A 23163-nucleotide genomic window follows, 5' to 3' on the forward strand; every position below is an offset into this window, starting at 1 on the left:
TGTTACCGCCGGGCGGTGATGAACCGCCCGGCGCTTCGTGCCCCAGACGCCTTCCGCGAACGGAGCCGCCCTACTTCACGTCACTGCCAGGGGCCACGTCGCCCGGATCCAACAGGGACAGGTCCTTGCCACCCGAGCCGGCCGTCAGCAGCATCCCGCGCGACTCGATGCCCTTGAGCTTGCGCGGCTTCAGGTTCGCCACCACCACCACGCGCCGGCCCGCCACCGCCTCGGCCGTGTAGGCCTCCGCGATGCCGGAGACGATGGTGCGCGGCGTGCCCTCGCCCAGGTCCACGTCCAGCTTGAGCAGCTTGTCCGCGCCCTTCACCTTCTCCGCGGCCACGATGCGTCCCGCCTTCAGCACCACCTTCGCGAAGTCCGCGTACTCGATGTCCGCGGCGGGGCCGGCCTCCGCGGTCCCCGTGCCCGCACCGGCGCCAGCAGACGCCTGCGTCGTGGGCACCGCGGGCTGGGCTTCAGGCGTCTTCGCTTCCACGGGCTTCTTCTCCTTCTTCTTGTCCTTGCCCCCAGACCCGGGAGTGGTGGAATCGGCCACAGGCAATTCCGGGGGGGCCTTGATGATGGCGTTGACCCGGTCCTCTTCCAGACGGGGCAGCAGCGGCTCCGGCGTGCCCAGCGGGCGGGTACGGTCGAGAAGTGGATACTTCGCGGTCGCGAGCGCCTGGAACGTCAGCGGCGGTGCGTTGAGCTGGGCGAACAGCCGCTCCGACACGCGCGGCGTCACCGGGGCCAGGAGCGCGCCCAGCAGGTAGGCCACGTCCGCCGCGTCCGACAGGTCGGCCCGCGCGGCCTCCGCGTCCTTCTTCACCAGCGCCCAGGGGGCCTGCGTCTGGAGGAAGGCGTTCGCGGTGGACGCGATGTCCGTGATGATCTTGATGGCGGCGCGGTACTCCAGCTTCTCGAACGCTTCGCGCACCTCCGGCACGCGGGCCAGGGCCTGCTCCACCAGCGTGCGCCCCGCCCCTTCCTGACGGCCCGGCGCGAGCTTCTTCTCCAGCGGTCCCGCCAGCATCGACAGCGCGCGGTTGGCCAGGTTGCCCACGTTGTTGACCAGCTCGCCGTTCACCCGCAGGCGGAAGTCCTTGAGGCTGAGGTCCAGGTCCTCCACGCCGGCGCCCAGGTTGGCCGCGTAGAAGTAGCGCAGGTAGCTGGGGTCCAGCTGCTCCAGATAGTCCCGCGCCGGCACCATGGTGCCTCGGGTCTTGGACATCTTCTCCCCGTTCACGGTCAGGTGCCCGTGCACCTTGATCTCGTTGGGGATGTGGAACCCCGCGACCTTCAACACGGCGGGCCAGAACAGCGCGTGGAAGTAGACGATGTCCTTGCCGATGAAGTGGACGATGCGCGTGGGCGCGTCCTTGGCCCAGTACTCCAGCGCATCCTTCGCGCGGCCGGTCTCCTTCGCCCACTTCTCCGTGGTCGCGATGTAGCCGATGGGCGCGTCCAGCCACACGTAGAAGAACTTGTCAGTCTCCCCCGGAATGGCGAAGCCGAAGTACGGCCCGTCGCGGCTGATGTCCCAGTCCGACAGGCCCTTCTCGAAGAAGCCCTGGAGCTGGGTGGCGAGGCCCGGGTGGATGAAGCCGGGGCGCTTCAAGACCTCCTGGAGGAAGTCCGCGTGCCGCGACAGCCGGAAGAACAGGTGCTCGGAGTTGCGGCGCACCGGCGGCGTGCGGCACAGGGCACAGTGCGCGTCGATGAGGTCGGTGGGGTTGTACGTCTTGCCGCACTTCTCGCACGCGTCGCCGTACTGATCCGCCGCCTTGCAGTTGGGACAGGTGCCCCGGATGAACCGGTCCGGCAGGAAGCGCTTGTCCTTCTCGCAGTAGGCCTGCTCGACGTCGCGGCGGTCGATGTCGCCCGCGTCCTTCAGGCGCCCGTAGATGAGCTCCGCGTACTGGCGGTTCTCCGGTGAGTTGGTGGAGTGGAAGTAGTCGAACCGGACGTCGAAGTCCCGGAAGTCGCGCTGGTGCTCGTCGTGGAAGCGCGCGACGAACTGCTCGGGTGGGATGCCCAGCTTCGAGGCGTTGAGCTCGATGGGCGTGCCGTGCGTGTCGTCCGCGCAGAAATAGACGACGTCCTGGCCGCACGAGCGGAGGAAGCGGACGTAGATGTCCGTCTGGACGTACTCGACGACGTGGCCGAGGTGGATGGCGCCGTTCGCGTACGGAAGGGCGCTGGTGACGAGGATTCTCTCCGCCATGGACTCTCCTGAGGGCGGCGGACCATAGCCGCTCGGGGAAACGAGGTCATCGACCAACATGCGCCGCGGCAGGTGCATGGCACGATGGTGGATGTTATCGACCGCCCACCATGTGCACCGTCCTCATCCTCCGTGACGTCCACCCCGAGTGGCCGCTGGTCCTCGCCGCCAACCGGGATGAGTTCTACGCACGTCCGGCCCACGGCCCGAAGGTCCTCTCCGAGTCCCCGCGCGTGGTGGGCGGCCAGGACGTGGAACGGGGCGGAACGTGGATGGGTGTAACCCACGAAGGGGTGTTTGTCGGCCTGACGAACCAGCGGGGCGCTCGCGGTCTGGGCTCGGCCCCCCGCTCCAGGGGCGAGGTGGTCCTGCGCGCCCTCCAGGCCGGTTCGGTGGAGGCCATCGAGCGCTACCTCGGCACCCTGCCCGCCCCGGAGTTCCTTCCCTTCAACCTGCTCTACGGGGACGGGCGCGTGCTCCGGGTGGCCTACGCACGGCCGGGTCATCCGCACCTGCTGCACGAGGACGTGCCGCCCGGCGTGCACGTGCTGCCCAACGACAGCCTGGACAACCTGGCGCTGCCCAAGGTGGCGCGGGCCCATGCGCTCGCTGAAGGCGTGGCGGGGCGCCCGTGGCCGGAGCTGGTGACGGGGCTCCAGGCAGCGCTGGCCGACCACGCCCTGCCGCCCCGGGACGCGGCGACGGGGCCCCTGTCGGAGGACGGCCTGCCCGCCGACTTCCTCCAACAGCTCCAGGCGCTCTGCATCCACACGGAGGTGTACGGCACGCGCTCGGCGGCCATCGTCGCGCTGGCGCCCGGCCGCGTGGGGCACTACCTGGCCACGGACACGTCGCCCTGCCAGGGCGGATGGCGCGACGTCACGGGCCTGCTCACCTCCGCTTGAAGTCCCGCGCGGCGGTGTCCCGGACTTTCAGTCCAGCCGGGCCCGCATCACCGCGTCGCGGCCCGCGTCGTAGGCGGATTCGAAGGCGGGGCCCCGGCCGGTGAAGGCCTCCACGGGCGGCGCGGGCACGTCCACGCGGATCTCCCGCACGTCGCAGTCCAGGTCCCCCCGGTAGAAGGCCGGCTCGCCGGTGACGTTGATGGCGATGAGCCGCGCACCCGGGAACAGCTGACAGGCGTCGTGGATGGGGGTCGCGGACACGCGGTCCGCGCCCGGGTCGATGCGCTCCAGCGACGCGTCCTCGAACAGCAACGGATTGGCGGCGCTCGCGGCGACGGCCTCCGACAGCGGTCCGTGCGTGACGGTGATGAGCCGCAGGCCCTGATCCGTGGGCGCCTGATGGAAGGTGACGAAGGGCACGGGCAGGTCCTCCACCCGGGCTCCCGCGTAGAAGCGCTCCAGCACATGGGTGAAGCGCTCATGGCTCAGCCGGGGCACCGTGCCCGCGCCGCCCGCCGCCCCCAGCGCGCCCGCCGCGACGGCCGGGCCCAGCGCGCCTCCCGACACCAGCACCGCCAGCAGGCCCACCGCCGCGCCCACCGCGCCCCGCGTCGCGGTCGTCTTGCGCGTCTCCTGTTCGTAGTCCGCGAAGAAGGCCCGGTAGCGCTCGCGCAGGTGGCCCCGGGGTTCGGCGGCATAGAGCCCGCCCACCACCGCGCCCATGCTGTTGCCCACCACGCAGTCGATGGGGATGCCCCGGGCCACCAGCGCGTCCAGCGCGCCCACGTGCGCGAGCCCCTTGGTGCCGCCCACCGACAGCACCACGCAGGTGCGCGAAGGCGTCCCGCGCACGCCGTGCCGGCACGACGCGACCCCGAAGCCCACCATCAGCGCCAGCAACACCCCGCCCAGCCGCCGCCCCATGCATCCTCCTGTGAGGGAAGTCCGGGCACCCTACCCCGTTCCCGCTTGCCCGGCCTCGCGGCCCGGGACACAGCCCCCCGGGTCGGTCGCCCTCCTTCGGCGTCGCGCGGATCCATCCAGCGGCCCGCCTGCGGCCCGGCGCGCTCCACCCGGCAGCCCGCGAAAACACGACCGCCCCCGGAACAGGAAGTTCCGGAGGCGGAAGTGGGACCATCACGGTGCCCGGCGTGGCATCACGCCGGGTGCGTGGAGGGGCTTAGTACGTGGCCTTCAGCGACGTGCCGCTGTAGGCGGAGTAGCCGCGGAGCATGATGTACATCTTGCCCGCCGCCGTCTTCGCCGCCGCGCTGCACGACTCCGCGTTGCCGGAGAGGTACGGACGGCAGTCGTAGGACGACGTGGTCGGCGCGGAGCCGAACTTGATGTACATGTCCGCGTCACCCGTGCCACCGCTCAGCACGTAGGTGGAGGCCTTCGCGGCCGGCAGGTCGATGCAGTAGTGGGTCTCGGAGCCGGAGGCGCCCGACAGGCCCGTCTTCGCCACACCGTTGGTCAGCGGGGTGCAGGTCGGAGGCGTCACCGTGCCGCCCACGCCCACCGCTTCCCACGCCGCCGTCACGGCAGCCTGCGTGGCCGCGTCGTAACCCAGCGCCACGGCGGCCTGGACCGTCCAGGTCTTCGCCTGGGCGAACGTCGTGCCCGCCGTGTAGATGTCCGTGTTGGCCTTGTACCAGATGCGGGCGGCCTTCTCGACGCCGATGGCCGGCACCACGATGGTGGAGCGGCCGCGCGGGTGCGTGCCACCCTTCGACAGCAGCGCGAACGCCAGGTTGGGCACGCCGGAGCTGTAGTGCACGTCCGTGCTGGACGTCACGTTGGCCGCCCAGTCCTTGGACGCACCGTCCTTCGCCGGGTCATCCATGTAGCGCAGGGCGTCGTTCGCCGTGCCGGGCGTCCAGACATCCTCGCCCACCATCCAGATGGCCGCCGCGGTGCTCCAGCCGTTCACGCGGCTCTCGCAGATGGCGCCGAACGTGTCGGACATCGCCTCGTTGAGGCCACCGGACTGGCCGGAGTACGTGAGGTTGGACTCCTTCGACGTGACGGCGTGGGTCAGCTCGTGGACCGTGACGTCCGCGTCCTTGCCCAGCTCGATGGAGTTCACGCCGTCGCCATCGCCGTACACCATCTGGGTGCCGTCCCAGTAGGCGTTCACGTAGTTGGTGCTGTAGTGCACCGTGCTGATGAGCGCCGTGCCCGCGTTGTCCAGCGAGTCGCGGTTGAACAGCGTCTTGTAGCAGTCGTAGGTGTAGCCCAACATGTTGTAGTTGGTGTCGAGGTGCGAGTCGCCGATGGCGGCCTGACCCTCGGTGCGCTTGAGCGTGCCCGGCGTGCTGGTGCCGTTGTTCGCGCTGTACATCCTGCGGTTCAGCGCCGTGTGGATCTCCGGCACCGTCAGCAGCGTGGCGCCGTTGAGCGCGTCCACATAGACGCGGTTGCGCAGCGGCATCAGGGCGCTCTCGCCCGTCACCGTCACCTCGTGCGCGAGGCGCAGGCGCTGGTCATCCTGCGACCGGACGTACACCAGGCGCGAGCCCGTGACGGCCAGGCCCGTGCCCTGCGTGTCGCGCAGCGCCGCCGTGCGGGCGGCCTCCACGGCGACCAGCGGGCGCGCGGACACCGTGCCACCGGAGCGAGCGGAGCCGTTCGCGCCGAAGATGGCGCCGGACGGATCCACGTGCACCACCAGCTCCTCGCCCACCACCGGCAGACCGTTCAGCGTCTGCGCATAGCGGATGTGCGAAACGCCCTGCTCGTCCACCGACACCCGGCGGACCTGCAGGTCCGACGCGTTCAGGCGGAACAGCGACGCGATGCCCGGCATGGACCCGGCGATGGCCGTGTGCACGTCCGCGGCGGCGAAGCCCGTCAGGGGGCGATCCGCCTGGCCCAGACGACCCTGGATGGTGTGAGGCGTCCCGTCCTCGTTCGTTCCGACAATCTGGGCGCCGGGAATCACGCTCAGCGCGCTCTGCACATCCGCGACCTCATCCGGCTTCTGCTGATCATTCGAAGGGTTGGTGTCCCCGACGCCGCAAGCGGCGAGGGGAAGGGTGGCCAGCAGCGCGGTAACGAAACGAGTGGTGCGAACCAAGGTGGTTCCTCCTGCCAGGCGAAAGGGGGTGTCGCCGTGGCAGCGCTCCACTGAGCATTCTTCGGGCCAACGCCTTAAGTGGCCGGAATGCTTCGCATCAAGAGAAGGCATCGAAACCGGGCTGGCACATGAATGCCCAGTAAATCTTCTGAAATGTGCAAGTAATCGTTACGCAGCGGTGGCCAAGCCCATGACTTTCCAGGGGATTTCAGACGCCCGCGCGCGCTGTCCTCAACCGTGACAGTCCACGCGCGGTGTGTCCTCTATTCAGGCAATCCATGGTTGACGGCTTTTTCTTGGTGAGCAAAGCACCGCCGGGTTTCACACCGCGCCCGGTCGTCCGCACGTGATGCAGGCGGCCGGGCGGGTGCGTCAGCGCGGCATCCCAAGGAGCACGCGCGCGCGTCCGTCCATGGGCAGCGCGACCTCTTCCACGACCGTGATGCCCGCGTCGCGCGCGACGTCGGCCAGGTGCCGCATCCACGGTTTGTAGGGCATCCCGTTGTCGGAGCAGCAAGGGACGACGGCGAAGCCCAGGCCGTGGCGCGCGGCATACTCGATGATGATGCGGGTGGCGCCGTCGGGGTGCATCCCCACCACCAGCTCCGCCTCGCAGGGCTCCTCCAGGGTGAAGGGCCGCTGCGCGTACTGCACCGGCAGGTGCTTGTGGCGCAGGTCGAAGGTGGTCACGGTGCGCCCACGCTGGGTGAGGGCCTCGTTCAGCTTCCCCATGCCGCCGGCCACGTCATAGACGCGGGTGGCCTGGGGGAAGCGCGTGACGAGGAGGTCCGCGAAGAGGTCGAAGCGCCGCTTGTCCGCCATGGGCCCTCCTCTACCCCAGGCCCGGCCCGGCGCGCACGCACCGGATGCCGGGCCGCTGCCCCGCCCGGTCCTCAGCCTCGGGTGCAGACCGTCCAGAGGAGCCGTTCAATGACGAGCTTCCCGCTGGCGGACGACTTCAGCGCCAGGTCCGCGTCCGCGCACGCCACCAGGGCGTTGAGCAGCTCACGGCGCTCGTAGCGCGCGGCGGCCTGCATGCCGAACGCGAGCGCCCACGCGTTGGGCGTCTTGCGCTTGGCGGCCTTCAGCTCCGCCTCCAGCTTCGGAAGGATGCGCGTCTCCACGTCGCGCCCGTTCTTGGGAGGATTGCCTCCGCCGTACCGCTCCAGCCAGGCGTGGTTCTCCAAGAGCGAGCGGACGATGGAGGCCACCGCGCCCAAGAGCTGCAACGCGTGCGTCCCCTGCCCCATCGCGTCCTCGGCGTAGGACAGCGCGTCCTTCAGCTCGCGCTTCTGGAGGGCCTCCGTCAATTCGAAGAACTCCTCCTCGCGCGCGTGGTGCACCAGCAGCGCCACGTGCGCCGCCTCGATGGTGGGCCCTTCCGCGTAGACGGCCAGCTTCTCCAGCTCCGACTGGAGCAGCCGGATGTTGCCGCCGATGCGCTCCTTCAACCCCTCCAGCGCGCCCGGCCCCAGCTTCTTTTTCAGGGGGGCCAGGAACTCGCGGGCAATCTCACTGAGGTCCAGGTCCTTGTGCCGCGCGGCCACCTTGCGCTCGAAGAGGCGGCCCTTGTCCTGCGCGAACTTGAGCAGCGGGCTGCGCGAGTCCACGTCCGTCGCCGCCAGCACCAGCGCATGGCCCGGGGGCACACCCTTCTGGAGCAGCTCCAGCAGCGCGGACGCGTCGCCTTCGGGCGCGCTGATGCGCTCCTCGCGGCAGAAGGTCGCGGCCTCCTGGAGGAAGGCGAGGTCCGCCTCCGCCAGGTCCACGTTCAGTTCGTCCTTCCACTGCTCCACCGTGGGCGCGCCGGGCGTGCGCGGGTCCAACTGGTCCACGCCCCAGCCCGCGCGGCCCGCGAGCGCCAGCAGCCGCCGCGCGCCTTCCTTGCGCTTGCCCGCCTTCCACGCGTCGCGCGCCTTGGCCAGCGCGTCGCCCTTGCCCTTCTTGGGCGCGATGAACTCCGGGTCCCGGACGAGCACCACCTTGCGTCCGGGGAACAGGGGCATCGTGGCCAACTCCTGAGCCACCTCGCGCGGTGAGGCCGCGTCCAGCACCGCGAGGTTCAGCCCCATGGCGGCGTCCGGCACCAGGGTCTTCACCAGCTCGTCGGCGCCCTTGCGGACCAGGAACTCCTCGCCCCACAGGAGGTACAGCGGCCACACCTTGCCGCCCTTCACCTCCGCCAGCACCTCATCCATGTCCGCGCTCAACGGCCCTCCACGCACAGCTCGATGAGCAGGCGCTCCAGTTGCAACCGGGGCGCGCCGTTGCGCGTGCCAATGGCCACGCGCGCCGACTCCAGCAGCGCATTGCGCCGGTGCAGCGCGGCCTCCGACGTGCGTCCCGCCACCTCCGCCGCCAGTGCCTTCAGGTCCCGGTTCGCCATCCCCGCCTCCGCCTCCGCCTTCGCGAGCGCCACGTCGCGCGTCCACAACAAGAGCAGCTCCAGCGTCGTGTCCGCGTCCTCGCGCGACCCGCCATGGCCTTCCGCGAAGCGCAGCAGGCCCGGGATGTCATTGCCTCGCAGGGACTCGAACGCGGTGATGACGTCCTTGCGCTGCGCCAGCGCCTTCACATCCAGCGCGAGCGCCCGGCCCAGGCTGCCGCCGGACATCACCGCGGCCAGCGCGGCGGTGTCCGCGTCCAGCTTGCGCGCCTCGCGCACGTGCTCGGCGACCATCTCCACCGGCAGCGGGGCGAAGTGCACCTTGCTGCACCGGCTGCGGATGGTGGGCAAGAGCCGGTCCATGGCGCTGGCCACCAGGATGAGGGTCGTCTCCGAGGGCGGCTCCTCCAGCGTCTTGAGGAAGGCGTTCTGCGCCTGGACGTTCATCTGCTCGGCGCTGACGATGATGGCCACCTTGCGCTTCGACTCCAGGCCGCGCAGCGCCAGTCGCTCCTGGAGCTGCCTTATCTGCTCCACGCGCAGCTCGCGGCTGGGCGTGCCGGTGAAGTCCGAGCGGCCCGCCAGGCCCCGCGACACGCGCTCGTCGTCCGGCATCACGTACGTGACGTCCGGGTGCAGCCCCTTGGCGATGCGCACGCAACTGGCGCACCGGCCGCAGCCCACCTCCGGAGCCTCGGGGCACGTGAGGGCCTGGGCCAGCCCCACCGCGGCCAGCTCCTTGCCCACGCCCTCCGGTCCGGCGAACAGGTAGGCGTGGTGCACCGAGCCCGTCCGCAGGGCGGATTGGAGCGCATCCATCGCGCGGGGCTGTCCCTGCACCGAGGCAAGCGTCATGGGGGCGTGTATCTCCGCTCGGCGGGCACCCGTCAACCGCCGCCTTGACCCCCACGCACGCGGACGGTCAGATTCAGGCCGCGTGCCGAACTTCCTCGAAGGCCATCTCCCCCTGCTGGCGGGGGCCATCCTCACGGTGGTCCTGCTGGGCATCCGCGGCACCACCCGAGACCCGGACCTGCGCGACGACCTCCGGGGCGCCGTGCGGATGCTCATCGCGTTCCTCGTGCTGCGGACGGTGTCTCGCTTCCTGCCGGAAGCGGGCACGTCGGAGGGCCTGCGCAAGGCCGTGGGCGTGGGCTGGATGCTCACGTTCGCCTACGGCGTCATCCGCGCCGCGGTGGCGTTCGCGCTGAAGCTCGTGCGGATGCGCTCGCCGGTGACGACGCCGAAGATCCTCCGCGACGTCATCGACTTCACGCTGTACGCGCTCGCCACGGTGCCCATCCTCCAGAGCCAGCTCAACCTGGACCTGGCGGGCCTGCTGGCCACGTCCGCGGTGCTCACGGTGGTCATCGGCCTTGCGCTCCAGGAGACGCTGGGCAACCTCTTCGCGGGCCTGTCGCTGCAGTTGGACCGCCCCTTCGAGGTGGGCGACTTCATCCGCATTGGCGAGCACACCGGGCGCGTGGTGCACATCGGGTGGCGCTCCATCCGCATCGCCAACTTCCGGCGGGAGGTCATCACGCTGCCCAACAGCATGGTGGGCAAGGAGCACGTGAAGAACTTCACCCAGCACCGCGAGCCCGTGGGCATCGAGGTGCAGTTGGGCGTGTCGCTGGACGCGCCGCCCAACCAGGTGAAGCAGGCCCTGCTGGACGTGGCCCGGGAGATTCCTCAGGTCCTCATCCAGCCGCCGCCCATGGCGCGCACGGTGTCCTTCACCGACTCCAACGTGCAGTACATGATCCGCGTCTTCCTCAACGACTTCGCGCTGTCGGACAGCGTGAAGGAGGAGCTGCACACGCGGCTGTGGTACCGGCTGCGCCGCGAGGGCATCGAGCTGCCCCATGCCCAGCGCACGGTGCACGTGCGCCGCGAGGCCAGCACGAAGCGCCGCGACCTGGCCGACACCACCGTGCGAGACCTGCTGCGACAGGTGGACCTGTTCACCCCACTGGGTCCGGACGAACTGGAGCGCCTGCACCGCGAGGTCGTCGTGCGCCGCTTCGGCCAGGGCGAGCGCATCATCCAGGAGGGCGACGAGGGCGGCACCTTCTACGTCGTGGCCTCCGGCGAGGTCAGCGTGAGGGCCGGCACGCTCCAATCGGAGATCACCCGCCTGGGGCCGGGCCACTACATCGGAGAGATGTCGCTGCTCACCGGCGAGCGCCGCGCCGCTTCCGTGGTGGCCCTCCAGGACTCCGTGCTGCTGGAGCTGGACCGTCCCACCTTCGCGCGCCTGTTCTCCGACTACCCGGGCCTTGCCCGCCAGCTCTCCGCGCTGCTCGCCCAGCGCCGCAACCAACTGCGCGCCGTGGCCCAGTCCGTGGGCGGAAGCCCGGACCACACCCCCGAGGCCGGCCGCATCCTGGGACGGCTGCGGCAGCTCTTTGGCCTGACGCAGGAGTAGGTGTGGCTTTCCACAGGGCAATTCCGGGGCAATCCCGACCCTCTGGAGGTACGCCCCGTGGTGGGCCGGACGGCATGCATCCAACCATGCGTCCAGGGCCTTTGACGCTCGGCGCCGGAAGGGTCTAAACGTTCACATATGCAATCCGTCCGTGGCTTCCCCGCGCGATTAGGTGCCCTGCTCCTGCCTGGCGCGCTGCTCATGGCCCTGCCCCAGAGCGCGGCGGCCACGGCCCAGGTAAAGCCAGACGAGACACGCGTGGGACTGGAGCGCCTTTCGCACCGCCGCGTGTTCTTCGGCCACCAGTCCGTGGGCGGCAACATCCTGGAGGGGGTGCGCGGCCTGACGTCCGCGGCGAACGCGCCCGCGCCCGCCTTCGTGGAGGTGAAGGACGCGACCGCGACACTCAAGCCCGGCACGTTCGCGCATGCGCTGGTGGGACAGAACGAGCAGCCGGAGACGAAGCTCGCGCACTTCGAGCAGTTGCTGGACTCAGGCCTCGCGAAGCAGGTGGACGTGGCGCTGCTCAAGTTCTGCTACATCGACTTCAGCAGCGGCACCGACGCGAAGGCCCTCTTCGAGAAGTACCGCGCCACGCTCGCGGGCCTGAAGACGCGCCACCCGGGTGTCACCTTCGTGCACGTCACCGCCCCCCTGACGACGGTGCAGCGCGGGGCCAGGGCCTGGTTCAATGAGCTGCGCGGCCGGCCCGTCTTCGGCGTCGGGGAGAACGTGTCGCGCGAGGCGTTCAACGCGCTGATGCGCCAGACGTACGGCGGCAAGGAGCCGCTGTTCGACCTGGCCGCGCTGGAGTCGTCCCAGGCCGACGGCACGCGTGAGACGTTCGACGTGAATGGCCGAGCCTACCCGGCGATGGTGCCCGCCTATTCGGATGACGGCGGCCACCTCAATGCCCAGGGACAGGCGCGCGTGGCCTCCGCGTTCGTCACCTTCCTCGGGGCCCTGCCCGAAACCCCGCGCGAGGCCCCGGCCTCCGCGAAGGCCAATCCCTGACATGCGCATTCCCTTGATGATGATGCTCGGCCTGGGGCCGACCGTCGCGCGTCTGAAATTGCGGCGCTGCAAGTCGGTGGGAGCGATTCCCACCGTCTGGGGGCGCGTCTGGATTCACGGTGAGGGTGAAGTCGAGGTAGGTCACCGCGTGGTGTTCGACGCGCGGATGGCTCCCATTGAATTGCATGCGCAGCGGGGGGCTCGCATCGTGATTGAAGATGACGTGACCATCGAAGGTGGCAGCTCCATCGAAGCGCAGTCCTACGTGGTGCTGGGCGCGCGAAGCCGCCTGGGCATGTGGTGCAAGCTCCTGGACAACATGTACCACCCGCTGCGCGGCAACCGGCACGAGCGGCCCAAGTCGACGCCGCTGGTGGTGGAGGAAGGCGTCACGGTGGGCAGCCGCTCCATCCTGCTGCCGGGCACCCACCTGCAGAAGGGCGCGAGCGTGGCGTCCGGGACGGTCATCTCCCGCCGCATCCCGCCGGGCGTGTCGGTGGGCGGCTCGCCGGCGCGGGCGCTGCGGCGCGAGGGGGCGCGATGAGGGCCGGTCTTCCCTCCACGGCGGAGGCCGCGCAGGTGGTGCGCGCGGGCCTCCAGGTGATGCGCACGGAGGTGCTTCCCCGCGCGGAGCGGGCCGTGGGGGTCGCGCGGGCGCGGTGGCTCTTCCGAGCCTTCCACCTGGGCCAGGGCGTGGCGGCGTACGGACCGGTGGCGGCGCGCAATGACGGGCACGCGGAGCTGGGGGACAAGCTGACGTTCCTGGGCGGCATGCTGCCCACGTCGGTGGTCTGCTACGAGAACGCGCGGCTGGTGGTGGGCGCGGAGACCCAGTTCAACTACGGCGTGTCGCTGGAGGCGTGGGAGTCGGTGCAGATTGGCGCCCGGTGCATGTTCGCGTCCTTCGTGCGCGTGAGCGACCGGGACGGCCAGCGCATCGCGCCCATCATCATCGAGGACGACGTCTGGGTGGCCCACGGCGCCATCCTGCTGCCGGGCGTGCGCATTGGCGCGCGGTCGGTGGTGTCCGCCGGCAGCATCGTTTCGCAGGACGTGCCCCCGGACTCGCTCGCCATGGGCAATCCGGCGCGCAGCATGAGCCTGGACCTGGTGGCCCGCGAAGCCACCGGCTCCTGAAGCCGTCCCCTTTGCTTCTTCGCCGCCCGGCGCTCAGCAAAGCGCGCCGGGTGCGTTGTTCCCAGCACCGTCCTTCCACACCCCATTGCCAGACAGGATCCACCCCATGAGCACGCGTGACACGCTTCACACCTTCATCGTCGACACCTTCTTCGTGGATGAGTTCGGCGACGACGACTCCTTCCTGCGCAAGGGGCTCATCGACTCCACCGGCATGATGGAGCTGGTGGCCTTCATCGAGTCGGAGTTCCACATCAAGCTCGACGACAAGGAGCTGGTGCCGGAGAACCTGGACTCGCTCTCCCGCGTGGTGGCGTTCGTGGGCCGCAAGCAGGCGCTGTCGAAGGCGAGCTGAGCCCACCATGTGCGGCATCGCGGGCTTCACCTTCGAGGCGGGCGCGGACACCGCTCCGGCGCTCCACGCCGACCGGCTGCGCCGCATGACCGCCAGCATCAAGCACCGGGGCCCGGACGCACAGCGGGCCCTGCTCCTGGACGGGGCCGCGCTGGGGCACGCGCGGTTGTCCATCGTGGACCTCGCCTCCGGCCACCAGCCGATGCGCGACGAGGCCACGGGCCTCACCGTCGTCTTCAACGGTGAAATCTTCAACCACGTCGAGCTGCGCGAGCAGTTGTCGGGAGCCTACGCCTTCCGCACGCGCTCCGACACGGAGGTCATCCTCGCGGCCTTCCTCACGTGGGGCATCGACTGCGTGCGCCGCTTCGAGGGTCAGTGGGCCTTCGCCCTGTGGGATCCACGCGACCGCACGCTGTGGATGTCGCGCGACCGGGTGGGCATCTGCCCGTTGTTCTACGCGACATTGCCGGGGAGCCAGCTGGCCTTCGCGTCGGAGGCGAAGGCGCTCTTCGCGAGCGGTCTGGTCGCGCCCGCGCTGGATGCCCGGGGCCTGAAGCAGACCTTCCAGCTCTGGGCGCCCGTGGCGCCGCGCACCTCGTTTGAAGGCGTGTCGCTGCTGCCGCCCGCGCACACCGCGAAGTGGCAGGACGGCCTGCTGACGCTCCACCGCTACTGGGACCTGGACTTCGGCGTGACGCCGGATGCGCCGGACGCGCCCCGCCTGCTGGAGGAGCTGGGCGCGGTGCTGGACCGGGCGGTGCGGCTGCGGCTGCGCGCGGACGTGCCGGTGGCGGCGTACCTGTCGGGCGGGCTGGATTCGAGCCTGCTGTGCGCGCTGGCGCAGGAGCAGCTGGGCGGCACGCTGCGCACCTTCTCCGTGGGCTTCGCGCACGCGCGGTTCGACGAGCGCACGCATCAGGCGACGGTCGCGGAGCAGCTGCGCACCGAGCACCGCGTGGTGGAGATGCGCGACGGGGACATTGGCGCGCTGGTGCCGGGCGTCATCTTCCACGCCGAGCAGGCGATGATGCGCTCCGCGCCCGCGCCCTTCCTGCGGCTGAGCGGCTGGGTGCGCGACCACGGCATCAAGGTGGTGCTGACGGGCGAAGGGTCGGACGAGATGTTCCTCGGCTACGACCTGTTCAAGGAGACGAAGGTGCGCCAGTTCTGGGCGCGCCAGCCGGGCTCGAAGTACCGGCCGATGCTCCTGCGCAAGCTCTACCCCACGCTGTCGGTGAGCCAGCAGAGCGTGGAGCTGTTGCGCGAGTTCTTCGGCCAGGGGCTGGAGACGCCGGACGCGCTGGCGTTCTCGCACCTGGTGCGGTGGGGCAACAGTGGGCGCATCCTGCGCTTCCTCGCGCCGGAGTTCGCCGCGCGGGTGGCGGACGAGGATCCGGTGGCGTCGGTGCTCGCCTCCGTGCCGAAGGCCGTGGCCGGGTGGCGTCCGCTGGCGCGGGCCCAGTACCTGGAGGCGCGCACGCTGCTGTCGGGATACCTGCTGTCCGCGCAGGGCGACCGCATGCTGCTGGGCAACGCGGTGGAGGGGCGCTTCCCGTTCCTGGACACGGGCGTGATGGAGTTCGCCGCGCGCGTGCCGGAGCGCCTGCGGCTGCGCGGGCTGGATGAGAAGCACCTGCTCAAGCGCTTCTCACGGGGCCGGGTGCCCGCCTCCATCCTGGAGCGCAGCAAGTTCCCCTACCGTGCCCCCATCGCGGGCGCGCTGGTGGGCCCGGAGGCCCCGGCCTGGGCGCGCGAATTGCTGGCACCGGAGGCGGTGGCCGCCACGGGCGTCTTCGACGCGCGCAAGGTGGAGCGGTTGGTGGCGAAGCTGCGCGCGCCGAACTCCGCGGAGAGCGAGGCGGACACCATGGCCCTGTTCGCCGTGGCGTCCACGCAGTTGCTCGCGCATCACTTCCTCACCCCGCGCCCGGTGCCGCAGGCGGATGTGGACGCGGTGCAACTGGAGGCGGCGTGAGCAACCACGCGGACACCGCGCCCTCGTGGGTGCGCGCCCACGCGCAGGCGACACCGGATGCCCCGGCGGTGGACTCACCGTGGGCGCGGCTCACCTACGCCCAGCTCGAAACACGGATGCTCGCGCTCGCGGGACTCCTGCGGGACGCGGGCGTGGAGCCGGGAGCACGCGTCCTCATCGCCCTGCCCCTGGGCTGCGCGGCGGCGGTCGCGGGGCTCGCGGTGCAGGCGCTGGGCGCGTGCGCGGTGGAGCTGGACCGTGAGACGGGCGCGGACTCGCTGGAGGGCATCCTTGGGCAAACAGGGGCCCGGCACGCGGTCATCTTCGGTCAGGACGCCCGGCGCTGGACGGGCCGCGCGTCGCTCACCCACTTCTTCGTGGTCCACGGCTCCCGTCCCCCGGAACGCCTGCGCGGCCTGCTCGCGCCCGCGACGTGCACGTGGTTGCAGGAGGATGGCACGGTGGATCCGGACGTCGTCCCAGCGCCCCTGTCCGCCCTGCCCTCCCTGTCACCGGAGGCGCCTGCGTCCATCGTCTACACGTCCGGCAGCACGGGCACGCCCCGGGGCGTCCTCCAGACGTTCGCCAACATCGCGGCGAACACGCGCTCCATCGTGGAGTACCTGGGCCTGACGGCGCGCGACCGCGCCATGCACATCCTTCCGCTGCACTACTGCTACGGGAAGAGCGTGCTCCAGACGCACCTGCTCGCGGGCGGCTCCGTGTTCCTGGATCCGCGCTTCATGTACCCGCAGGTCGTGCTGGAGGCCATGGCCTCCGAGGCGTGCACCGGTTTCGCGGGCGTGCCCCTCACCTTCGAACTGCTGCGCCGCCAGGCCGCGCCCGAGTCCCTGTCCAAGCTCACCCTGCGCTACCTCACCCAGGCAGGCGGCGGCATGTCCCCGGACACGGTGCGCTGGACGCGCGAGTCCTTCCACCCGGCGGAGCTGTTCGTGATGTACGGCCAGACGGAGGCCACCGCGCGGCTGAGCTACCTGCCGCCCGCGCGCGCCACCGACAAGGCGGGCTCCATCGGCCAGGGCATCCCGGGCGTGACGCTGGCCGTGGTCGCGGAGGACGGGACGCCCCTCGCGGACGGAGAGGTGGGCCAACTGGTCGCCAAGGGCGCGAACGTGACGCCCGGCTACCTGGACGCACCCGACGAAACCGCCGCCATCCTCCACGACGGTTGGCTTTGGACCGGCGACCTCGCGTGGCGCGACGCGGACGGCTTCTTCTTCCTCGTGGGCCGCGCGAAGGAGATCCTCAAGGTCGGCGGCCACCGGGTGAGCCCCGTGGAGATGGAGCACGTGCTCGCGCGCCACCCGGCGGTGCTGGAGGTCGCGGTGGTGGGCGTGCCGGATGAGCTGGGCGGCGAGGCGGCGTGCGCGGTGGTGGTGCTGAAGCCGGACGCCACGCCGAAGGAGGACGACCTGCGCCGCTTCTGCCGTGAGTCCCTGCCCGCCCACAAGGTGCCGCGCCACGTGCTGTTCACCGAAGCGCTCCCGCGCGGTCCCACCGGCAAGGTGCTCAAGGCCGACCTGCGCACGCGCGTGCTGTCTTCACTTTCTTCCCCTGAATCGAGGTCGTGACGATGAAGTTCTCCAAGCAGGTGCTGGAACTGGACTGGGAGGCCAAGGCCGCGTCGCTGTCGGACGGGCTGAAGGAGGCGGTGCTCAAGAAGCTGCGCAAGCGCGGGCTCGTGGTCGCCGTCTCCGGCGGCATCGACTCCGCGTGCGTCGCCGCGCTGGCGGTGCGCGCGCTGGGGCCGGACCGCGTCTTCGGCATCCTCCTGCCGGAGCGCGACTCCAGCGGGCTGTCCTCCAAGCTGGGCCGCGAGCTCTGCGAGAAGCTGGGCATCCAGCACACGCTGCATGACATCGCGCCCGTGCTGGAGGCCGCCGGGTGCTACTCGCAGCGCGACGCGGCGGTGCGGTCGGTGTTCCCCGACTTCCAGCCGGACATGAAGTGGAAGATCGTCATGCACGGCGACCGGCTGAACACGGACGCCCTCAACGTCTTCTACGTGGTGGTGCAGGTGGACGGGCAGGAGCAGCGCTTCCGCCTCACGCCCCAGGCCTACGTGCAGATTGTCGCCGCCACCAACTTCAAGCAGCGCGTGCGCAAGATGATGGAGTACTTCCACGCGGACCGGCTGAACTACGCCGCGTCCGGCACGCCCAACCGCCTGGAGTATGATCAGGGCTTCTTCGTGAAGCTGGGCGACGGCGCCGCGGACGTGAAGCCCATCGCCAGCCTCTACAAGACGCAGACGTACAAGCTGGCGCGGCACCTGGGCGTCATCGACGGCATCCTCAACCGCGAGCCCACCACGGACACGTTCAGCCTGGAGCAGTCCCAGGAGGACTTCTACTTCTCCGTGCACTACTCCCAGTTGGACCTCATCCTCTGGGCGAAGAACCACGGCGTCACGCCCGAGGAGGTCTCCGCGGAGATGGGGCTCACGCCGCAGCAGGTTCAGCGCGTGTTCGACGACATCGACCAGAAGCGCCGCACCACCGCGTACCTGCACGCGCAGCCGCTGCTGCTCGAAGAGGTCTCCGAGCTGAAGCCGTACAAGATCGGCTGAAGCCCGCGCCTCACCCGCCGCCGGAGGCCGCTTCGATGGAGTCCGCGGCCTCCACCCGGAGGCGCTCCTCCGGGGTGAAGGAGTCGAAGAGCAGCCGCTGCACGGCGGCCTGACGCAGGGCCGGATCCGGCTGGGTCCGGCCCAATGCCTCGCGCTTCGCACGGAAGTCCGCCAGGCGCTGCTTCCACTGGGCACGCTCGCGGTCCAGCGTCTCCAACCGCTCGGTGGCCTCCGGCCCCACGGTGGACAGCCGGTGCTGGTGCAGGTCCTCCGGCGTCGCGCCACCGGCCAGCAGTTCCTGCTCCACGGCCATCTGCCGCAACGGTCGCGCGGCCTCCTCGCGGCTCTGGCGCACCGCCGGAGGAAGGCGCTCCTCCAGGGCGGCCATGCGCTTCTCGCGCTCGTCGGCCGTCAGCGACGCATCCTTCTGCAGCTTCAGCCGCTCCACGGCCACGGCGTCCACCGCCTCCTCCTGACCGAACATGCCGTCGGCGCTGCCGCCCAGGTGCTCGCGGCGCAGCTTGCGCAGGGCCTCCAGGCGCTCGGCGGTGTCCATCGCGCCGGCCGAGGGCGTCCGTCCGAACGCGCGGGCCGCTTCGAGATAGGCCAGGTAGTCGTCCAGCACCTGCACCGCTTCGTCCATGGCGGACGGGGGCAGCTTCTTCGCCCGCAGCGACGCGAGGATGCGCTCGCGGATTTGCGCCGGGGACTCCTCGCCCGTCGCGGACAGGTAGTAGTTGAAGAAGCGCAGCAGGTCCGGGTTCGGCACCAGGTGCCCGGACGCATCCACGAAGACAGCGCCATCTTCCTCGGTGTCCCGGAGCGAGCCCGGCAGGGGCGGCAGCGCTTCCCCGGGGGACGTCGTCGTCGGGACACCGCCAGCGCCAGCCACGGGCGCTCCAGCGGGCGTCGCGCGCGGGCCGGGGGCCTGGACGATGGGAACGGAGGTCAGCGGTACGGCGGGCCCGGGCGAGTCCTCCGCCCGGACCTTCCACCACGAGAAGACGCCGGCAGCCAGCAGGGCGCACAGCGCGACCACGAGAATGACGGCGCGGCTCTTCATGGCGGGATGCTCCTGGAGGGACTACAGGCCCGCGGTCTTCAGCCGGTTCGCCTGGGTGCGGAAGACGGACTTCGGGTCGGTGAAGAACGCCGTGAGGCCCAGCACCTGGTTCACTTCGTCCAGGTGGTTCATGTCGTAGTTGTCACGAATCACCGAGCCGAAGCGCGAGCTGCAGCGGCCCACGAGGCCGTCGTTGGACTCGCTGTAGAAGAACGACGACAGCTTCAGCGCGTAGTCGGACGCGTCGAAGACGTTGGTGAAGGGATCCGTGCCGGACCAGGAGTAGTAGCGCTGGCCCTGGGTGCCCGTCGCCGCGCCGGTGCCGCACGAGGACGTGGGCAGACCCGCCGGGAACTTGGCGTTGTACGTGGCCGCGCCCGACGAGGACAGCGCCGCCAGCGCGCCAATGGCGTCCTGGGGCTGCGTGTGGCCGGACAGCAGGCCCAGCACCATGCCCAGGTTGTTGGCGAAGTACGCCAGCACGCTCTCCGTGAACGAGCCGCCCTTCAGGTTCGAGCGCAGGTAGGTCGCCAGGTCCGCGCCCTTGTGCGGCGTGCCCACCGTCGTCACCGACGCGACCAGGTCCGGCCGCACCGCCGCCACGTAGCGCACGTCCAGGCCGCCGTGGCTGTGGCCGATGAGGTTCACCTTCTTCGCGCCGGAGCGCGCGAGCACGTTCTGCACCTGCGCGAGCAGCGCCTCACCGCGCGCCTCGCTCGTGTTGAACTGCGGAACGTGCGTGATGTAGACCTTCGCGCCGCCCGACGTCAGGTTGGATTCAATGCCGTAGAAATAGTCGAGCACGCCAAACAGCGAATCGAAACCCGCCATGCCGTGCGCCAGCACGATGGGGTACTTCGTCTGCGTGTACGTATCTGCACGGGCAGGCTGCGCCCAGAGGGCAAGAACCGCGACGGCCAGAACAAGGGTCCGGACAGCGTTTCGCATACAGGCTCCTGGTGGGAGGGCGGGCCGGTCAGAGGGATTGACCCGCGAATCAGCCCATAAAGCGAGACACTGATAAAAAGCAAGCCAGCCCCTGATTTACCTGCAAAGCATGTCATCTCCGGGTCAGGCCAGACGCCGGGGGTTGTCCCCTCTCCCTCTGCGACGCATTGCGACACAAAATGAGACGCATTGCGCCATAGCAATCCAACGCATCGCATCAACAGTCCAACGCCCTGCGTTGAGCTGGCATCATGCGGGGCCTTCCCGAGGAGCGCACCATGGACGCCGCGGCCTACCAGGACTTCACCACGGAGTTGACGCGCAGGGCTGACGCGGACGGTCGTTTCCGGGGGCTCGTGGCGCTGGGTTCGATGGCGGCGCGGGACTACCTGCCGGATGACTTCAGCGACCATGACTTCTTCGTCATCGCAGAGCCCGGGCACGCTGAAACATTGAGACAGGAGCGCGGTTGGTTGCCGCGCGCGGAGGAGGTGTCACATGCCTTCCGCGAGACAGCGCACGGCGTGAAGGTCGTCTACCGCGACGGGCACCTGTTGGAGTTCGCGGTGTTCGACCTGGAGGAGTTGTCCTGGGCCCGCGTCAACCGCTACCGCGTGTTGTTGGACCGGGGTGACGTGGCCGCGCGGTTGGAAGAGCGTGCTCGGGAAACAGCGCGGGAGCTCCAGCGCACGGCGCCGGACGATGCGTGGTTGTTCGGGCAATGGCTCACACAGGTGCTGGTGGGCCTGGGACGCCACACGCGCGGCGAGGTGCTCAGTGGACGGTCGCGGCTCGATGAGGCGGTGCGTCTGTTCTGCCTGCTACTGGCGCGCCACGTCCCCGCGCCAGAGGCTTCAGTGCTGGACGGGTTGGATCCGGTGCGGCGCGTGGAGCGCGTCTACCCGGGCGTGGGGCGTGAGCTGGCGCGCGCGCAGGAGGGCGACTCGCCGGGGCTCGCGCGGGCGCTGCTCCGGCTTGGCGCGCGCGAGCTGTCCCACGTGCCTGCCTTCCCGCGCGAAGGGGTGGCCGCCGTGGAGGCGCGGCTCCGGGCACTGCACGGGTAGCGCCGCTCAGGCCTGCGCGCTGGCGGCGGAGAAGGACGTGGAGGCGGGCACCGGCTCCCGGGCGTTGTGCGCGATGACGAGCACCTCTTCCGGCCGGGCCTGCTTCCGGGCCCAGTCCATGAGCGCGGTGAAGCCGTCGGACGCAGGGGCCGCTGTCTCCAGGGGCACGCGCTGGTGGTGCGCGAAGAACAGGTCCTCCGGGCCCAGGTTCTGGTGCGCCCACGTGCGCCAGCCCGGCAGGGGCCGGCCTGGCGCGGGTTGCAGGCCGGTGACGGTGAAGCCCCCGGTGGAGAAGACACGCGTCAGGCCCACCAGCGTCGCGCCGGTGCCGAAGCCGCACACCACGCGCCGCACCTTCGGGAAGCGCTCGCGCACGTGGGCCCTCAGGGCCGACGCCCAGGACTCCACGCAGGCCACCAGCGCGGTGTTGGACAGCTGCCGGGGCCAGCACCAACCCTGGCGCTCATACGCAAGCGCGTGCTCCCACAGCTGCGCCATGGAGTCCGCGTGGCGCACCTGTCCCTGGAAGCCGTGGGCCCGGAGGTACGCCTCACCGGCCGCGTCCGTCAGCGCCACCGTGGGCAGGCCCCGCTCGCGGCCCAGGACGTCCAGCGCCAGCGCGCTCGACGCACCGGACAGCTCCACGAGGCCTCGCGAGCCCGGCGGCAGCGCGGCCAGGTAGCGCGCGAAGGTCAGGTACTTGAGGCTTCCGGACGGCAGTGCTCCACCCCAAAGCACCACCGGCCCGTCCGCCCGGGGACGTGACAGGGAATACGCTCCGCGCATGGTCGGCCCTCCCGGTGCGCATACCGCCCGCGCACCCCGACTGGCGTTGAGTGTCCGGGGACGCGGCCCGGGAGGCCATCGTCCCCGGGCCCTGGCGGATGTCCCCTGGAGGACGGCGCTCGCACGGTTATGCTTCGCGCCATGTCTCAAGCACCGCGCGTCCGCATCCTCCTGTCGGAGACGTACAACCCCTGGTTCAACCTCGCGACCGAGGACTGGATCTTCCGCGAGCTGGACCCCAGCGCGCAGACGCTCTTCCTCTGGCGCAACGACAACACGGTCGTCATCGGGCGCAACCAGAACCCCTGGTCCGAGTGCAACCTCACGCGCATGGAGGAGGACAAGGTCTTCCTCGCGCGGCGCACGAGCGGCGGCGGCGCGGTGTTCCACGACCTGGGCAACACCTGCTTCACCTTCCTGTCAGCCAAGGAGGGCTACAACAAGACGGCCAACATCACGATCCTCCTGGACGCGCTGTCGCGCCTGGGCGTGAAGGCGCAGGCGTCCGGGCGCAACGACCTGGTGATTCCGCTGGAGGACGGGCCCCGGAAGATCAGCGGCAGCGCGTACCGCGAGACGAAGGACCGCGCGTTCCACCACGGCACGTTCCTCATCGGCGCGGACCTCACGCGGCTGTCCAACTACCTCACGCCGCACCCGAAGAAGCTGGAGTCCAAGGGCAGCGCGTCGGTGCGCTCGCGGGTGATGAACATCCGCGACCTGCGGCCGGAGGCCTCCCACGAAGCGCTGGTGAAGGCGATGATTGGCGCGTTCTGCGACTTCCACGGGGCGACCGCGGAGCCGGAGCTGCTGGAGCCGTCGTTCCTCGAAGGCCAGCCGTCGCTCAAGCGCACCTTCGAGCACTACGCGTCCTGGGACTGGCGCTTCGGCAACGCGCCCCGCTTCAGCCACCAGATGGTGGAGTACCTGTCCTGGGGCTTCTTCGAGGTCCACGTCGACGCGGAGAACGGACACATCACCCGCGCGCAGGTCTTCTCGGATGCGCTCTACCCGGACCTCGTGCAGGACCTCCAGGCGGCGCTGGTCGGCAAGCCGCACAGCCGCAACGGGGTGCAGCAGGCCGTCGCCGAGGCCCGCTCCCGCCATCCGGCACAGGAGCGGGAGCTGGGCGAACTGGAGGCGTGGTTGATGGGCCAGGTCGAGGTCTGACCCGGCCCATCAGACAGCGTCAGCGGTGACCGCCAC

At 70.4% G+C, this 23163-nt stretch carries 20 protein-coding genes; 11 read left to right on the forward strand and 9 right to left on the reverse strand.

All coding sequences use genetic code 11. The features are described 5' to 3' along the window. Positions 1–70 precede the first annotated feature (70 nt). Complete coding sequence (gene metG / locus D7Y13_RS01035) at positions 71–2224, reverse strand: methionine--tRNA ligase (protein ID WP_120582474.1); 2154 nt, start codon at positions 2222–2224, stop codon at positions 71–73. Between the two features lie 110 nt (positions 2225–2334). Here metG and D7Y13_RS01040 point away from each other — a divergent pair, with 110 nt between their 5' ends. Beyond that, the gene (locus D7Y13_RS01040) at positions 2335–3129 is read left to right on the forward strand and encodes an NRDE family protein (RefSeq protein WP_120582475.1); all 795 of its coding nucleotides are present in this window, start codon (positions 2335–2337) and stop codon (positions 3127–3129) included. A 27-nt stretch (positions 3130–3156) separates the two neighbouring features. Here D7Y13_RS01040 and D7Y13_RS01045 read toward each other — a convergent pair whose 3' ends face one another. The 5 genes from D7Y13_RS01045 to holB form a co-directional block, all read right to left on the reverse strand. Continuing rightward, positions 3157–4053: a patatin-like phospholipase family protein gene (locus tag D7Y13_RS01045; RefSeq protein WP_120582476.1), complete on the reverse strand. Its 897-nt coding sequence runs from the start codon at positions 4051–4053 to the stop codon at positions 3157–3159. A 256-nt stretch (positions 4054–4309) separates the two neighbouring features. Beyond that, positions 4310–6208, reverse strand: coding sequence for a M4 family metallopeptidase (locus D7Y13_RS01050; RefSeq protein WP_120531108.1), 1899 nt, complete (start codon positions 6206–6208; stop codon positions 4310–4312). A gap of 372 nt (positions 6209–6580) precedes the next feature. Next, positions 6581–7030: a hypothetical protein gene (locus tag D7Y13_RS01055; protein WP_120531109.1), complete on the reverse strand. Its 450-nt coding sequence runs from the start codon at positions 7028–7030 to the stop codon at positions 6581–6583. A gap of 71 nt (positions 7031–7101) precedes the next feature. Further along, complete coding sequence (holA, locus tag D7Y13_RS01060) at positions 7102–8406, reverse strand: DNA polymerase III subunit delta (protein WP_370451630.1); 1305 nt, start codon at positions 8404–8406, stop codon at positions 7102–7104. 8 nt (positions 8407–8414) lie between these two features. Then, positions 8415–9449, reverse strand: a complete 1035-nt coding sequence (gene holB / locus D7Y13_RS01065) for a DNA polymerase III subunit delta' (RefSeq protein WP_120531111.1) — start codon at positions 9447–9449, stop codon at positions 8415–8417. Positions 9450–9531: 82 nt separating this feature from the next. Here holB and D7Y13_RS01070 point away from each other — a divergent pair, with 82 nt between their 5' ends. The 8 genes from D7Y13_RS01070 to nadE all read left to right on the forward strand — a co-directional run bounded on the left by D7Y13_RS01070 (position 9532) and on the right by nadE (position 18096). Further along, complete coding sequence (locus D7Y13_RS01070) at positions 9532–11022, forward strand: mechanosensitive ion channel family protein (protein WP_233595318.1); 1491 nt, start codon at positions 9532–9534, stop codon at positions 11020–11022. Between the two features lie 138 nt (positions 11023–11160). Further along, a complete protein-coding gene (locus tag D7Y13_RS01075; RefSeq protein ID WP_120531113.1) occupies positions 11161–12036 on the forward strand; it encodes an SGNH/GDSL hydrolase family protein in 876 nt (291 codons plus the stop codon). Position 12037: 1 nt separating this feature from the next. Continuing rightward, positions 12038–12580, forward strand: a complete 543-nt coding sequence (locus D7Y13_RS01080; protein ID WP_120582479.1) for an acyltransferase — start codon at positions 12038–12040, stop codon at positions 12578–12580. Next, positions 12577–13173, forward strand: coding sequence for an acyltransferase (locus D7Y13_RS01085; RefSeq protein WP_120531115.1), 597 nt, complete (start codon positions 12577–12579; stop codon positions 13171–13173). The genes D7Y13_RS01080 and D7Y13_RS01085 overlap by 4 nt, the downstream gene beginning before the upstream one ends. A 106-nt stretch (positions 13174–13279) precedes the next feature. Further along, entirely contained in the window at positions 13280–13528 is a 249-nt protein-coding gene (locus D7Y13_RS01090) for an acyl carrier protein (protein WP_120582480.1), read from the forward strand. Between the two features lie 7 nt (positions 13529–13535). Further along, positions 13536–15506 carry an asparagine synthase (glutamine-hydrolyzing) gene (gene asnB / locus D7Y13_RS01095; protein ID WP_120582481.1) on the forward strand — a complete coding sequence of 657 codons (1971 nt, stop codon included), beginning with the start codon at positions 13536–13538 and terminating at the stop codon, positions 15504–15506. Then, entirely contained in the window at positions 15503–17098 is a 1596-nt protein-coding gene (locus D7Y13_RS01100) for a class I adenylate-forming enzyme family protein (RefSeq protein WP_120582482.1), read from the forward strand. Before asnB ends, D7Y13_RS01100 begins: the two co-directional genes overlap by 4 nt. Positions 17099–17100: 2 nt before the next feature. After that, positions 17101–18096 carry an NAD(+) synthase gene (gene nadE / locus D7Y13_RS01105; RefSeq protein ID WP_120531119.1) on the forward strand — a complete coding sequence of 332 codons (996 nt, stop codon included), beginning with the start codon at positions 17101–17103 and terminating at the stop codon, positions 18094–18096. 10 nt (positions 18097–18106) lie between these two features. Here nadE and D7Y13_RS01110 read toward each other — a convergent pair whose 3' ends face one another. Together D7Y13_RS01110 and D7Y13_RS01115 are read right to left on the reverse strand one after the other, a co-directional pair. After that, on the reverse strand, positions 18107–19159 hold the full coding sequence (locus tag D7Y13_RS01110; protein ID WP_120582483.1) for a lipase secretion chaperone: 1053 nt from the start codon (positions 19157–19159) through the stop codon (positions 18107–18109). A 21-nt stretch (positions 19160–19180) separates the two neighbouring features. Next, positions 19181–20107, reverse strand: coding sequence for an esterase/lipase family protein (locus D7Y13_RS01115; protein WP_120582484.1), 927 nt, complete (start codon positions 20105–20107; stop codon positions 19181–19183). Between the two features lie 251 nt (positions 20108–20358). On the opposite strand from D7Y13_RS01115, the gene D7Y13_RS01120 reads away from it, so the two are divergent. Beyond that, positions 20359–21171: a hypothetical protein gene (locus tag D7Y13_RS01120; protein WP_120531122.1), complete on the forward strand. Its 813-nt coding sequence runs from the start codon at positions 20359–20361 to the stop codon at positions 21169–21171. A gap of 6 nt (positions 21172–21177) precedes the next feature. On the opposite strand, the gene D7Y13_RS01125 is transcribed toward D7Y13_RS01120, so the two are convergent. After that, the gene (locus D7Y13_RS01125) at positions 21178–21957 is read right to left on the reverse strand and encodes a pyridoxal-phosphate dependent enzyme (RefSeq protein ID WP_167508710.1); all 780 of its coding nucleotides are present in this window, start codon (positions 21955–21957) and stop codon (positions 21178–21180) included. Positions 21958–22098: 141 nt separating this feature from the next. Here D7Y13_RS01125 and lplA point away from each other — a divergent pair, with 141 nt between their 5' ends. Next, positions 22099–23127 carry a lipoate--protein ligase gene (gene lplA / locus D7Y13_RS01130; RefSeq protein WP_120582485.1) on the forward strand — a complete coding sequence of 343 codons (1029 nt, stop codon included), beginning with the start codon at positions 22099–22101 and terminating at the stop codon, positions 23125–23127. The last annotated feature ends 36 nt before the right edge of the window (positions 23128–23163 follow it).

Source organism: Corallococcus praedator (genome assembly GCF_003612125.1).
GTDB lineage: Bacteria > Myxococcota > Myxococcia > Myxococcales > Myxococcaceae > Corallococcus > Corallococcus praedator.

Bases quoted from the DNA above. Each gene is read 5' to 3' on its own strand.
- D7Y13_RS01055 (WP_120531109.1), bottom strand. From the start codon at position 7,030: ATGGCGGACAAGCGGCGCTTCGACCTCTTCGCGGACCTCCTCGTCACG.
- holB (WP_120531111.1), bottom strand. From the start codon at position 9,449: ATGACGCTTGCCTCGGTGCAGGGACAGCCCCGCGCGATGGATGCGCTC.
- D7Y13_RS01075 (WP_120531113.1), top strand. From the start codon at position 11,161: ATGCAATCCGTCCGTGGCTTCCCCGCGCGATTAGGTGCCCTGCTCCTG.
- holA (WP_370451630.1), bottom strand. From the start codon at position 8,406: ATGGATGAGGTGCTGGCGGAGGTGAAGGGCGGCAAGGTGTGGCCGCTG.
- D7Y13_RS01080 (WP_120582479.1), top strand. From the start codon at position 12,038: ATGCGCATTCCCTTGATGATGATGCTCGGCCTGGGGCCGACCGTCGCG.
- D7Y13_RS01125 (WP_167508710.1), bottom strand. From the start codon at position 21,957: ATGCGCGGAGCGTATTCCCTGTCACGTCCCCGGGCGGACGGGCCGGTG.
- D7Y13_RS01110 (WP_120582483.1), bottom strand. From the start codon at position 19,159: ATGAAGAGCCGCGCCGTCATTCTCGTGGTCGCGCTGTGCGCCCTGCTG.
- D7Y13_RS01090 (WP_120582480.1), top strand. From the start codon at position 13,280: ATGAGCACGCGTGACACGCTTCACACCTTCATCGTCGACACCTTCTTC.
- lplA (WP_120582485.1), top strand. From the start codon at position 22,099: ATGTCTCAAGCACCGCGCGTCCGCATCCTCCTGTCGGAGACGTACAAC.
- asnB (WP_120582481.1), top strand. From the start codon at position 13,536: ATGTGCGGCATCGCGGGCTTCACCTTCGAGGCGGGCGCGGACACCGCT.
- metG (WP_120582474.1), bottom strand. From the start codon at position 2,224: ATGGCGGAGAGAATCCTCGTCACCAGCGCCCTTCCGTACGCGAACGGC.
- D7Y13_RS01085 (WP_120531115.1), top strand. From the start codon at position 12,577: ATGAGGGCCGGTCTTCCCTCCACGGCGGAGGCCGCGCAGGTGGTGCGC.
- D7Y13_RS01045 (WP_120582476.1), bottom strand. From the start codon at position 4,053: ATGGGGCGGCGGCTGGGCGGGGTGTTGCTGGCGCTGATGGTGGGCTTC.
- D7Y13_RS01040 (WP_120582475.1), top strand. From the start codon at position 2,335: ATGTGCACCGTCCTCATCCTCCGTGACGTCCACCCCGAGTGGCCGCTG.
- nadE (WP_120531119.1), top strand. From the start codon at position 17,101: ATGAAGTTCTCCAAGCAGGTGCTGGAACTGGACTGGGAGGCCAAGGCC.
- D7Y13_RS01115 (WP_120582484.1), bottom strand. From the start codon at position 20,107: ATGCGAAACGCTGTCCGGACCCTTGTTCTGGCCGTCGCGGTTCTTGCC.
- D7Y13_RS01120 (WP_120531122.1), top strand. From the start codon at position 20,359: ATGCGGGGCCTTCCCGAGGAGCGCACCATGGACGCCGCGGCCTACCAG.